At 71.9% G+C, this 12,990-nt stretch carries 9 protein-coding genes; 6 read left to right on the top strand and 3 right to left on the bottom strand.

Annotation, left to right across the window (positions count from 1 at the left end):
- Positions 1-24: 24 nt before the first annotated feature.
- From ACFV8T_RS30735 to ACFV8T_RS30720, 4 genes are all read left to right on the top strand, one after another.
- Complete coding sequence (locus tag ACFV8T_RS30735) at positions 25-810, top strand: glutamate racemase (RefSeq protein WP_385333990.1); 786 nt, start codon at positions 25-27, stop codon at positions 808-810.
- Positions 811-869: 59 nt separating this feature from the next.
- The gene (locus ACFV8T_RS30730) at positions 870-1,433 is read left to right on the top strand and encodes a hypothetical protein (RefSeq protein WP_385333987.1); all 564 of its coding nucleotides are present in this window, start codon (positions 870-872) and stop codon (positions 1,431-1,433) included.
- Positions 1,434-1,552: 119 nt separating this feature from the next.
- Positions 1,553-3,139 (top strand): apolipoprotein N-acyltransferase, encoded by a 1,587-nt coding sequence (lnt, locus tag ACFV8T_RS30725; RefSeq protein ID WP_385333984.1) that lies wholly within the window; start codon positions 1,553-1,555, stop codon positions 3,137-3,139.
- Between the two features lie 30 nt (positions 3,140-3,169).
- Positions 3,170-3,649, top strand: a complete 480-nt coding sequence (locus ACFV8T_RS30720; RefSeq protein WP_385333981.1) for an NUDIX domain-containing protein — start codon at positions 3,170-3,172, stop codon at positions 3,647-3,649.
- Positions 3,650-3,704: 55 nt separating this feature from the next.
- Here the strand turns inward: ACFV8T_RS30720 and ACFV8T_RS30715 are convergent, their stop codons facing one another.
- From ACFV8T_RS30715 to ACFV8T_RS30705, 3 genes are all read right to left on the bottom strand, one after another.
- A complete protein-coding gene (locus tag ACFV8T_RS30715) occupies positions 3,705-5,090 on the bottom strand; it encodes an MFS transporter (RefSeq protein ID WP_385333978.1) in 1,386 nt (461 codons plus the stop codon).
- Positions 5,087-5,530 carry a hypothetical protein gene (locus tag ACFV8T_RS30710; RefSeq protein ID WP_385333975.1) on the bottom strand — a complete coding sequence of 148 codons (444 nt, stop codon included), beginning with the start codon at positions 5,528-5,530 and terminating at the stop codon, positions 5,087-5,089. Before ACFV8T_RS30710 ends, ACFV8T_RS30715 begins: the two co-directional genes overlap by 4 nt.
- A gap of 502 nt (positions 5,531-6,032) precedes the next feature.
- Positions 6,033-8,846 (bottom strand): AAA family ATPase, encoded by a 2,814-nt coding sequence (locus ACFV8T_RS30705; RefSeq protein WP_385333973.1) that lies wholly within the window; start codon positions 8,844-8,846, stop codon positions 6,033-6,035.
- Positions 8,847-9,042: 196 nt separating this feature from the next.
- On the opposite strand from ACFV8T_RS30705, the gene ACFV8T_RS30700 reads away from it, so the two are divergent.
- Positions 9,043-11,895, top strand: a complete 2,853-nt coding sequence (locus tag ACFV8T_RS30700) for an AAA family ATPase (RefSeq protein WP_385333970.1) — start codon at positions 9,043-9,045, stop codon at positions 11,893-11,895.
- 69 nt (positions 11,896-11,964) lie between these two features.
- Positions 11,965-12,951 (top strand): alpha/beta hydrolase, encoded by a 987-nt coding sequence (locus tag ACFV8T_RS30695; RefSeq protein WP_385333968.1) that lies wholly within the window; start codon positions 11,965-11,967, stop codon positions 12,949-12,951.
- The last annotated feature ends 39 nt before the right edge of the window (positions 12,952-12,990 follow it).

Genomic DNA, 12,990 nt, shown 5'->3' with positions numbered 1-12,990 from the left:
AGGGCGGTCGACTATGGTGACCGGGTGAAGATCGCGCTCATGGACTCAGGAATCGGCCTGCTCGCGGCAGCCGCCGCAGTACGCCGGCTGAGGCCCGACGCCGATCTGGTGCTCTCCTCCGACCCCGACGGCATGCCCTGGGGACCGCGTACGCCCGAGTACGTGACCGCCCACGCGCTCGACGTGGCCCGCGCGGCCGCCGCCCACCGGCCGGACGCACTGATCGTCGCCTGCAACACGGCCTCCGTGCACGCCCTGCCGGCGCTCCGCGCCGAGCTCGAACCCACGCTGCCGGTCATCGGCACCGTCCCCGCCATCAAGCCGTCCGTCGCCGGTGGCGGCCCCGTCGCGATCTGGGCCACGCCCGCCACCACGGGCAGCCCGTACCAGCGCGGACTCATCGGCGAATTCGCCCGCTCCGTCGACGTCACCGAGGTCCCCTGCCCCGGCCTCGCCGACGCCGTGCAGAACGCCGACGAGAGCGCGATCGACCTGGCCATCGCCGCAGCCGCCGCCCTGACCCCGCGCGATGTCCGGGCCGTGGTCCTGGGCTGCACCCACTACGAACTGGTCGGCGAGCGCATCCGTGCCGCCGTGCGGCAGCCCGGTCTGCCGCCCGTCGCACTGCACGGATCCGCCGGTGCCGTCGCGGCCCAGGCACTACGCCGGATCGGGGCCGAACCCGCTCCGTCGGCCGAACCGTCCGGAGGTCTCACCGTGCTCCTCAGCGGACGCCCCGCCGACCTGCCGAAAGCCGCTCTGGCCTACGCCGAGGGGCAGCTGCTGGGGGCCGTCAGCCCGGTCCGCTGACCCGTCGGGGGCCGTTGGACCCATCCCCGGCGTGCGGAAATTTAAGTACGCTGCTTGGCATGAGGGACCATCCCCGAGAACCCCGGCACACCGGAGCCGAACCCCACTCCGCCGTCTGGATCGGCCGGGCCACCAACCGGGCCCAGTGGGTACTCGCGGCCGCGGGCGCGGCCTGTCTGGCGCTCGGCGTCCAACTGGCCGTCAGCTCCAACTGGACCTCCGGGATCATTCCGCTGCTGATGTCCGTGATCGGCTGTGTCGCCGCCGGACTGCTCATGCTGTTCGGCACCCTCGCCTTCGTGAACGTGGCCGTCAGGATCGACGGGGACGCCCTGGAGGTGCGCTGCGGCCACATGGGCCTGCCGCGCCGCCGGATTCTGCTCACCCATGTGGTGGGCGCGGAGTTCGCACCCGAGGTCACCCCGCGCCAGTGGGGCGGCTGGGGCTACCGCTGGCGCCCCGAGCAGGGCACGGCCGTGGTGGTCCGCAGGGGCGAGGGCCTGGTGCTCCGGCTCGGCGACGGCAGGACGTTCACCATCACGGTCGACGACGCGGAGGCGGGCGTACGGTTCATCCGCGAGCGCCTGCACCTGCCCGCGACCGGTGCGACGGCCGGAGCCTGACGCCGGGACGACAGCGGGCCGGATCTGTGCGGGAAAGCGACGGAACGATCCGGTACGAAGGGTTCCACCACACGGGCGGGGCTGCCGGACCCACAGCCGGTCACCGTAGACTCCGCCGGGTGAGCGCCACCATCACCCCAGTCGAAGCCGCGCAGCCGGCCTCATCCCCCCTGTCCCGGAAGCGACGTCTGCTACGGCCCGTCGCCGCCGTGATCGCGGGTGCACTGCTGTATCTGAGCTTCCCGCCGCGCCCCCTGTGGTGGCTGGTCCTGCCCGGTTTCGCCCTGCTCGGCTGGGTGCTGCACCGGCAACGGCTCCGCGCCGGGTTCGGACTCGGCCTCCTCGCCGGACTGGGCTTCATGCTGCCGCTGCTGCACTGGACCGGCGAGGAGGTCGGCCCGGTGCCGTGGCTGGCCCTCGCCGCCGCCGAGGCCGTGTTCATCGCGGTCGGCTGCATCGGGATCGCCGCCGTCAGCCGCCTCGCCTGGTGGCCGGTGTGGGCCGCCGCGGTCTGGACCCTCGACGAGGCGGTCCGGGCCAGGGTCCCGTTCGGCGGCTTCCCCTGGGGGAAGATCGCATTCGGACAGGCGGACAGCGTGTTCCTGCCGCTCGCGGCCGTGGGAGGCACACCGCTGCTCTCCTTCGCGGTGGTGCTGTGCGGCTTCGGTCTCTGCGAAGCGGTACGTCAGCTCCGTGCCCACCGCCGTACGGGCAGGCTGCCGCGGGCGGCCGTCGCCGCCGCGGCGGCGACCGTCCTGGTACCCGTCGCAGGCGCCTTCGCCGCGCTGCCCCTCGTCGACGACTCGGCCGAGGACGGCACCGCGACCGTCGCCGCGATCCAGGGCAACGTGCCGCGGCTCGGACTCGACTTCAACTCCCAGCGCCGTGCCGTCCTGGACAACCATGTGCGCCGCACGGAGCAGCTCGCCCGGGAGGTGAAGGAGGGCAAGGTCCCGCAGCCCGACTTCGTCCTGTGGCCCGAGAACTCCTCCGACCTCGACCCGTACCGGAACGCCGACGCCCGGATCGTGATCGACGACGCGGTCAAGGCGATCGGCGTGCCCACCGTGATCGGGGCGGTGGTCGAGCCCGACACCGGGAATCTGCGCAACACCCTCATCCAGTGGGACCCGAAGAAGGGCCCGGTCGACACGTACGACAAGCGCCACATCCAGCCGTTCGGCGAGTACATGCCGATGCGTTCCATCGCGCGGATCTTCAGCTCGGACGTGGACCGGGTGCAGCGTGACTTCGGCCCCGGGAAGAAGGTCGGCGTCTTCGACCTGGCGGGGACGAACGTGGGGCTGGTGACCTGTTACGAGGCCGCGTTCGACGACGCCGTACGGGACACCGTCATGCACGGCGGCCAGCTGATCGCCGTACCCAGCAACAACGCCACCTTCGGGCGCAGCGAGATGACCTATCAGCAGCTGGCCATGTCCAGGGTGCGGGCGGTCGAGCACAGCAGGTCCGTCGTCGTCCCCGTCACCAGTGGGGTCAGCGCGGTCATCCGCCCGGACGGGACGATCGTCCGGAAGACGAAGCTGTTCACCCCGGACGCGCTCGTGGACGAGGTGCCGCTGAGGTCCTCGCTGACGCCCGCGACCCGGATGGGCACGCTCCCCGAAGGTGTGCTCGCGCTGATCGCCGTGGCCGGGCTCGGCCTGGTCACCGTCCGTTCGGTACGCAGCCGGCGCGGCCGGTGACCCACCGGCCGCGCAACGTAGGGTCGCTCCATGGCTACTCCTGATTTCATCCGAGAGATCCGCGCAACCGCAGGTCAACAACTGCTCCTGCTGCCCGGGGTCACCGCCGTCGTCTTCGACGACGAGGGCAGAGTGCTCCTCGGCCGCCGCTCAGACTCCGGCAAATGGTCGGTCATCGGCGGCATCTGCGAGCCGGGCGAGCAGCCGGCGGCGACGGCGGAGCGCGAGGTGTACGAAGAGACCGCCGTGCGCTGCGTGGCGGAGCGGGTGGTGCTCACACAGGCCCTGGAGCCCGTGCAGTACGCGAACGGCGACCGTTGCCAGTACCTCGACGTCACCTTCCGCTGCCGGGCGACCGGCGGCGAGGCACGCGTCAACGACGACGAGTCGCTGGACGTGGGCTGGTTCCCGGTGGACGCGCTGCCGCCGCTGAACGAGTTCGCGCTCTTCAGGATCAAGCAGTCCATGACCGATGAACCCACCTGGTTCGAACCCACCGCCCAGCAGTAAGGACCCGTTGTCCGCCGGGCGGGCCCGGTTTCCCGGCCCGCCCGGCGGACGACGCTCAGACGGTACGGGCGTCCGCCGGCAGCGCCTCGGACGCGTCCGGGGCGGCCGCGCTTTTGTCGATGTCCGTGAGGTCCCGGTGCCTGGTCTCCCTGGCGCAGCCGACCGCCAGCAGGGTGATGAGCGCCGCGGCGATGACGTACAGCGAGATGGGCGTCGAGCTGTGGAAGTCCGCGAGCAGCGCCGTGGCGATGAGCGGCGCCGGAGCACCGGCCGCGACCGAGGAGAACTGCGCCCCGATCGACGCGCCCGAGTACCGCATCCGGGTCGCGAACATCTCCGAGAAGAAGGCCGCCTGCGGTGCGTACATCGCCCCGTGGAAGATGAGCCCGACGGTGACGGCGAGCAGCACGCTGCCGAAGTTCCGCGTGTCGATCAGCGCGAAGAACGGGAACGTCCACAGCCCGACACCGATCGCGCCGACCAGATAGACCGGCTTGCGCCCGACCCGGTCCGACAGCGCGCCCCACATCGGGATGACCGCGAAGTGGACGGCCGAGGCGATGAGCACCGCGTTGAGCGCCGTCTGCTTGCTCAGGTCCGCCGCCGTGGTCGCGTAGACGAGCACGAACGCCGTGATGACGTAGTAGCTGATGTTCTCCGCCATCCTGGCGCCCATGGCGATCAGCACATCGCGCCAGTGATGCCGCAGCACGGCGACGAGCGGCATCTTCTCCGTCGTCCCGGCCGCGGACCTGCGCTCCTCGGCCTGTGCCAGCGCGGCCTTGAAGACCGGTGACTCGTCGACGGAGAGACGAATCCACAGACCGATGACCACCAGGACACCGGAGAGCAGGAAGGGGATGCGCCAGCCCCACGCCCCGAAGGCGGATTCCGACATCAGTGCGGTGAGCGCGGAGAGCACCCCGGTGGCGAGCAACTGCCCGGCCGGCGCGCCCGTCTGCGGCCAGGAGGCCCAGAAGCCGCGCCGCTCGGCGTCCCCGTGCTCCGACACCAGCAGCACGGCCCCGCCCCACTCACCCCCGAGCGCGAAGCCCTGCACCAGCCGCAGGACGGTGAGCAGCACGGGGGCGGCGGCCCCGACCGTGGCATGCGTCGGCAGCAGTCCGATGGCGAACGTCGCTCCGCCCATCATCAGCAGACTGAGCACCAGCAGCTTCTTGCGGCCGAGCCGGTCGCCGTAGTGCCCGAACACCAGGGCACCGAGCGGCCGGGCGGCGAAGCCGACCGCGTACGTGAGGAAGGACAGCAGCGTGCCGACGAGCGGGTCGGACTCGGGGAAGAACAGCTTGTTGAAGACCAGCGCGGCGGCTGACCCGTACAGGAAAAAGTCGTACCACTCGATGGTGGTGCCGATGAGACTTGCGGCGACGATGCGTTTGAGGTTCGAGGGGGCTGGCGGAGAGGTTGCTGGGGCGGTCATGGGTACCACTTCCGGAGGGTGGGCGGGGACGGTTCTGTGTCGCCACACCGTAGGAAGGGGCAGGTCAGCGGCGTATGTGGCGGGACACCATAGTTCTCGGGCCGGATGTGCGCGGGGCCACTACGACAGGCACGTCGAGACTGCTTCGAGGACCGTATTGAGGGCCGGCAGGCGCCTGTCAGGAGGACCAGCACCGCGCTGTCGCCGGCCCAGTCAAGGCCGGCAACGCCCAGATCGGCGATGCCGTCCGGCACGATGCCGCTGTATACGCCGAACAGCACTTGGTGGACGATGACGACGCGAGGGCTGGGGAAGAGCGATTCGCGTACTTCCACGAAGAAGCGCTGATGGCCATGGCCGATGCGATAGCGCGTCTGGTCGTAGGACAAGCCGATGCGCTCGCCCAGCTCCCGTGTCGTCGCGGGCCCGCAGTGAACCATCAGCCAGAAGATGTTCTCCCTTGTCCAGCCGTCAACCCGAACACTCTCTTCATCTCATCGCTGATCGGGTAACCCGCCACTGCATCGACCTGAATGCCCATGGCCTGAGGCTATTGGCAGCTTCCGACACGCTGAACCCACAGCTCCTCCGCCTCGTCGACCACGGCGCGCCGGCTGGACCGTCCGAGACCGGTGATTTCACTGACTGAGCGCCTGTCCGAGGCAGTACTGCGACGGAGGGCAACCGCTCCACACAATTTGGGCCAGAGCCATGGCCGGCTGGGACAGCGCGACCTTCTACCCCGGCCCCGTTCTACTGGAGTACCTGCCTACCGCTCCGGGCCAACGCACCCGCGATGCCAATGGCCTGGAGCGCGGCAGGTGAGCAGCTCACCAGCCTCGATCTGCCGACGCGGCAGGTGGCGGTTGCGGGATGACGACTGCGTTCGTCGTCCGACGGCCGTGCGGGCACACTTCATGGCCGTGCTCGCACGGCACCCGATCACTGCGGCGAATCCTGCGACAGGGCGTCGCGGAGTTGGGCCCTGGCGCTGATACCCAGCTTGGGGAAGATCTTGTGCAGGTGGTAGCCGACGGTGCGAGGTGAGAGGTACAGGCGGGCCGCTATGTCGCGGTTGGTCAGGCCCTGGGCGGCCAGTTCGGCAATCTGCCGTTCCTGCGCGGTAAGCGCGTCCGCCGCGCTCGCGGCCCTTGCCGCTGCCCCCGGGACTCCTGCTGCCCGTAGTTCCGAGGCGGTGCGATCGGTCCAGGGCCGGGCGCCGAGCCGCTGGAAGCATTCCAGCGCCGCGTTGAGGTGCGGGCGTGCTTCGGTGCTGCGGCGGCGCCGGCGCAGCCACTCGCCGAAGTCGAGTTGGGCGAGCGCCTTCTCGAAAGGCCAGCAGTCGGTGGCGGAGTCGGCGAGGGCGGCGCGGAAGTGGTCCTCGGCGTCCTCGGTGTCGCTCAGCAGGGCGGTGGCTCGGTGCAGAACGGCGGCCAGTCGGGGGGACCTGTCGGATTCCAGGCTGTGCTCGACGGCCTCGACCACCGCGCGCGCGTCGTCCGTTTGTCCGGCGCGGACCGCCGCGGCGGTCAGGTCGCCCAGGTAGTAGACGGAGGCGTGGTAGTGCACGGGAGCGGGGTGGAAGTCGCGGGTGAAGACCGCGCGCAGCTGCTCGTAGGCGTCGGCGTGGTCCCCGGCGACGAACGCGGCCATTCCCAGGGCGTGCCGGTGTCGGACCTGGAGGCTCAGGGACCTGCGCAGGTCCACGCCCCGTACGGCTTCCATGGCCTGCGTCCGCGCGGTCGCATGGTCGCCCCGCAGCGCGCGCAGGGTGGCCTGGAGGATGCAGGAGCCCAGGGTCACGTTGTCGGCTCCTGCCTCGGTCGCCATCCAGAACGCCTCGTCCGCCGCGTCCTGGGCCGCCGTCCAGGCACCGCTCTCGAACAGGGCGAGGGCGAGCGCCTGCGTGACGGTCGCGTTCGTGCCCGCGCTGCCGGCGCGGCGTATGAGGTCCATGGTCCGGCCGAGAAGGTGAACGGCCTGCTCGGTCTCGTCCAGGATCCAGGTCGTGCCGCCGAGCGCCGTGAGGTCCCCCAAGGATTCCGGCGACATGGCGGCCAGCGCGCCCTTCAACAGCCCAAGAAGCCGGGTTCGTTGGCGGTGCGGGTCGACAGCCGCTCGGGCCCAGGCGTGGGCGGCGGGATTGCCGGTTTCGTCGATCAGGGCGCTGATCCGCCGCAGTTCGGCCCGGTGGAAGGCTGACCCGGAGTTGTAGACGGATGTCGCGGCGGTGCCCAGGGTGCCCGACGCCAGGTCCGGTGCCGAGGTGGCGGTGGCCTCGGCTACACCGAACAGCAGTGCCAGCGCCTTCTCGTGGCGGAGCGTCACACCCAGGGACCACCCGCCCAGGAGGGAGGCCTCCGCCCGCAGCCGGGCGTCCTCGGTCAGGTCGCCGACCCGGCCGCTCAGCTCACCGACCCATTGTGGATGGCCTGCGAACATGGCGGCCTGAGCAGCCGTCAGCAGGCGCCGGGCGCGTAGCTCCGGCGCCGGGGTCAGCTCCGCGGCGCGTTCCAGCGCCGACGCGGCCGCCGCGTACCCGCCCCGGGCGCGGGCGCGCTCGGCACTCTCCGCCAGGGCGTCGGCGACCTCCGCGTCCTGACCCGTCGCCGCGGCGGCCAGGTGCCAGGCGCGGCGGTCCGGTTCCACGGCGAGAGCGGAGGCCAGCGCGAGGTGGGCCCGCCGACGCTCGGCGAAGGAAGCCGCATGGTTGATGGCCGAGCGCACCAGCGGGTGACGGAGCAGCGCTTGGCCGTCCTCGATTCGCACCAGTCCGACGCGCTCCGCAGGTTCCAGCGCCTGCACGATGTCCAAGGACGGGGCGGCGCGCAGCAGGTCGGCCAGGTGTCCGGTGCCCGCTGCGGCGACCAGGAGGAGTGCTTCTCGCGTGAACTCGGGCAGCCCGGGCAGGTCGGCGGCGAACAGGTTCTCCAGGCGCGCCGTGAGCGGCAGCGTGGCGCCGCCGTCCTGACCCGCGCCGGTCCGGCCTTTGGCAAGGGCCCTGGACAGCTCGATCAGGGCCAGCGGGTTGCCGGCGGCCTGCTGGAGGATCTGGGTGCGAGCCCGGCTGCGAGGCGGGTTCGACTGGGCGTCGAGCAGCAGCCCTGCCGCCGCCCGGCTCAGCGGGCCGACGCTCACCTGCGGGAAGTCCCGGTCGAAGCGGGCCGGCACGGCCTCCTCGCGGGCGGCGAGCAGCAGCACCACCGGCTTGCCCTCCAGGCGCCGGGCGAGGAAGCCGAGCACGTCCACCGAGCCGAGATCCAGCCACTGGGCGTCGTCCACCAGCAGGAGCAGCGGCCGGCGCGCAGCGGCGTCGCCGATGAGGGCGAGCACGCCGACACACAGCGGCAACTGGTCGAGAGCCGCGTCGTCCGGTGCCGCCGTCAGCCCGAAGGCGCGGTCGAGGGCTTCCCGCTGCGGGGCGGGCAGTGTGTCGCCGGGAAGCAGCGGATGCAGAAGCTGATGGACACCCGCGAGCCCCAGTCCGGCCTCGCCCTCGCTGCCCCGCACGCGCAGGATCCGCAGCCCGCGGGCCCGGCCCTGCTCGGCCGTCCAGTCGACGAGGGTGCTCTTGCCCGCTCCTGGCTCACCGGTCAGCACCAGCACCTGGGAACCGGTGCTGTCCACCGCCCCGAGCAGCTCCTCAAGGCGGGACAGTTCGACGGATCTGCCCAGAATGCCCGGATCGGCAGGGTAGTCGGGCCCCACGTGCACCACGGTCGCACTCCTCCAGCCGGTGATCATGACCCCGGTCATCCTGTCAGCCTCGGCCGGCTGCACGAGTACAAGCCGCCGCAGGACCGCCGCTCGCGGTACCGACCCCGGTCAGGACCGGAAGCGGCGGACGACCGGTCATGTGACAGAAGCGTCGCGACCTCGGTACCACGATTATTCACTCGGCCAGGAAACATGCCCACAGCCGTGGGCAGCCGAGCAGGTCCGGAGTACGTGCATGACTGCCCAGCCATCCCGACCGGCGGCCGGCGAGGAAGCCGGCAGCCGGTCCTGTCGTACGACGGCGTCGCGTCCACTGGGCCGCGACAGCGAGATCGAGCGGATCCTGCGGTGCGTGACGGGACAGCCCGGCAGTCCCCAGGCGCTGCTGCTCCTCGGGGAGGAGGGGATCGGGCGTACCACCATGCTCCGCCACGTCCGGGAACCGGCCGCCGGCGACGGCATGCTCGTACTGTCGGCGCAGGGCTGGGCCGCCGACCATCGGCACGCCCGCGCCTGTCTGCAGCAGCTGCTGGTGCCGGTCCTGGACGAGTTGCCCGGCCTCCCCGCCGTACAGGGAAAGGTGTTGAGCGCCGCGCTGAGTCCCGCCTCCCACGACGACGGGCCGAGCGACGGCCAGGTGCAGGCCGCATTTCTGGCGTTACTGGACCGGCTCGCCACGTCCCGGCCGGTACTGGTGTGCGTGGACGACATCCACGCCTGCGACCGTGCCTTTGTCGACGGGCTCTGCGCGGGGGTCCGGCGCCTGGCAGGCCGCCCGGTCAGGCTGTTGCTCACCGCGCGAGGCGAGGCGCCGCCGCCCAGCCTGCCCCCCGGTATGGAGACCTTGCATCTGCGTCCACTGAGCACCCTCTCGGCTGTGGCGTTGCTGGCCGGACAGCCGGGGGCGCCGACCGGTCGGCGCAGGCTGGAGATCCTGGAGGAAGCCGAAGGCAACCCTTTGGCCCTCGTGGAACTGAGCCGCCGTATGCCAACGCCCTTCCGAGCGGGAGGTGCCGACGGTGCTCCGGCGCGACGCCCGCTGATGGCACACGCCTTCGCGGCGCGACTCGACGCGCTGCCCCCCGAGACGGGACGTGCCCTGCTGTATGCCGCGGCCGCGGTGCCGGGGGAGAACATCGCCGTCCTCATGGCCGCCCTGGACACCGACGACGTCGCGGTGTGGGCGCCGGCGGAGGCGGCCGGTCTGGTCTCGCTGATGGAGGACCGCCTCGTTTTCCGGCATCCGCTGGCGCGGTCGGCCGCGTTCTCGCGGCATCCGGCTGGCGAACGGCAGCAGGCTCATCTGGACCTCGCCGAGGCCGTGACGCGGCCGGAGAGCAGAGCCCGCCACCTGGCCGGCGCCACCTTGCAGCCCAGTGAGTCCGTGGCCGCCGCGCTGGAGGACTCCGCATGGCGGCACGGCGACGTCATGGGCACCGCGCGCGCCCTGGAGCAGGCGGCCCGGCTCAGCCCGCAGCGGCGGGAACGCGCACGTCGCCTGGCCGAAGCTCTGGTGGCAGCGCATGCGGTGGGGGATCCCGGCTGGGTGAGGGACCTGTACGGCCGGTTCGTCCAGGACTCGGGAGATCCGGAACTCGACTGCGTCGCGGCCGGTGCCCTGGCCTCGATTCTGTCGCTGGGCTCTTCCCAGCGGGAGGCCTTCGACGTCCTGGTCAACGCCGCGGAGCACTTTCCGGCGGTCGGCCGGTCCGCCGCGCTCGCGTTGACGGCGGTGGCGGCGGGCATTGCCGTCCAGTCCGGACTGCCGGAACACCGGGCCGGCCTGTCCACGCTGCTCGACCGTGCCCGGAAGACCGACCGTGCCGGGGAGACCGAGCGTGTCGACCGGCCCCGGACCTCGGTGACGGGGCTTCGAGGCTGCCTGGACCGGCCGGACACACAGCAGGCACTGGACGCGCTGGTCACCGCGGTGGTCCGGCCGCAGGCCGCGACCGGCTCGCCGGCGAGCCTCGGACATCCGCACGGTGCGCCGCTGGACGGTCTGGACACGCCGGCCTGCCGCGTGGCGGCCCTCTCGGTGGCCTACCTCGCGGACGAGGCGGACGTGTGGCTCGGGCAGTTCCGCGAGGTCGACGCCCAGCTCAGGACCGCTCGTGCCTTCGGTATCCGCGGCTGGACCGTCCTCGCTCTCGCGGAGACCCTCATGGGCATCGGGTGGTTCATCGAGGCCGAGGACTTGGTCCGGGAGGCCACGGCCGAGGCCGCGGTGCTGCGCCTGCCACGCCTCCAGGCGGATCTGGAGGCGCAGGCCCTGGCCCTGCAGGCGCTGCGCGGAACCGTCCTGCCGGAGCCCCGGCTCACCCCCTCGATCTGGCGCGCCGTCTGCCTGAACGAGAACATGGCCACCCACGCGCGCCTGCTGCGCGCTCGGGGACTCGCCTCCATCGCACACGGGGACTGGGACGGCGCCTGGCGACACCTGCGCGAGCTGTTCACCGCCGACGGTTCGCCGTCGCACCCCGTCCTGTCGCCCCGGAGCGTCGCCGAACTCGCGGTCGCGGCCCGACGCACCGGCCGCACGGCCGAGGTTGTTCCGATCCTGGTGCGCGTCCGGGCGGAGCAGGGGGATCGCCCGAGCACCAGGATGACGCTGCTCCTGCACCATGCCACCGCCCTGGTCGACCCGGACGAGGACGCCGAGCAGCACTTCCACCTCGCCCTGGTCAACCACGAGGCGGACCGGTGGCCTTGGGAACGCGCCCACGTCCGCCTCAACTACGGCATCTGGCTGCGGCGCTGCCGCCGGATACGTGAGGCGCGTCAGCAGCTGACCACCGCACTGGAAACCGCCGAACGTATCGGCGCGGGCGCCCTCGCCGCGGCCGCGGCCCGCGAACTGCGCGCCAGCGGAGCGGCACCCACCCCCGACACCGCGGCTCTGCTGGAGCAGTTGACGGCACAGCAGGGGCAGATCGTCCAGCTGGCCGCGCGCGGCCTTTCGAATCGTGAGATCGGTGAACAGCTCTTCCTCTCGCCACGTACCGTGGGCTACCACCTGTACAACGTCTACCCGAAGCTCGGCATCAGCCGCCGCCAGCAACTGCGTGACCTCCTCCAGGACAGATGAGGCGCAGACCATCCGGTTCCGTGCGCACCTGCGGGCCAGCGGCGCGGCCCAGCCGGAGGGGAGTGCGTGATGCCGGGAGTCTTCGGGGACCGAGCCGGTGGTGACTCCCCCGCGACCTTCCTCCTCGACCCCGTGGTGCAGCGCGTCGTCGCCGCGTCCGCCACGCCTCCGTCCCTCGACGACCTCGGGCCGGAGACGGCTCGGCAGGCGCTGCGGGAGACCCAGGTGGACCGTTTCGAGGACTTCGACGTGGAAGCGGTCTACCGCGTGGCTTGCGTCGGTCCCTCCGGACTGGTCGGGTTCTGGACCGTCCGCCCGGCCGGTGCGACCGGCCTGCTTCCCGCGCTGCTGTACCTGCACGGTGGCCGGTGGACGCTCGGCGAGGCGCAGACCCACGCCCGCCTCATCAGCGAACTCGTCGACGGCGCGGGGGCGTGCGCCGTCGTCCCCGAGTACAGCCGTACCCCCGAGGCCCGCTATCCCGTCGCGCTGGAGGAGTGCTACGCGCTGCTGGCCTGGGCGGTCTCCCGGGCCGACGAACTCGGCCTGGACGCTGACCGGCTGGCCGTGGCGGGCGACTGCGCGGGGGCCACGCTGGCTGCCGCGGTGACCATGCTGGCGAAGTCCCGGGGCGGGCCACGGTTCAGCGCACAGTTGCTCTACTACCCGCTCACCGACTCCCACTGCGCCAGCCCCTCACAACGGCAGTTCGCCACCGGATACCTGCTCACTCGCCAGGCGCTGCGCGCGTACTGGGCGCGCTACGTCACGGACCCCGCCCTGCGGGAGGAGCCCACCACGTCACCGCTGCGGGCACGGACCGAGGACCTGGTGGGGCTGCCGCCGGCGCTGGTCGTCACCGCCGAGGCCGACGTGGTCCGGGACGAGGGCGAACAGTACGCGCGCAACCTGCGTACGGCCGGCGTCGAGGCGTCGGCCGTGCGGTTCCTCGGCACGATCCACGACTTCGTGGCGCTGCACGCCCTGCACAGCAGCGCGCCCACCCGGGCAGCTGTGGTGACCGGTTGCGCTTTCCTGCGCGCCCGATTGCGCTGAAGGGCGCGGAACGGGCACGGTGACCAGTCGACCGACTGA

The sequence above is a fragment of the Streptomyces sp. NPDC059832 genome, assembly GCF_042731715.1.
GTDB lineage: Bacteria > Actinomycetota > Actinomycetes > Streptomycetales > Streptomycetaceae > Streptomyces.
Note: the sequence above shows the minus strand (reverse complement) of the source record. Positions and strands in the feature narration are given on the sequence as shown.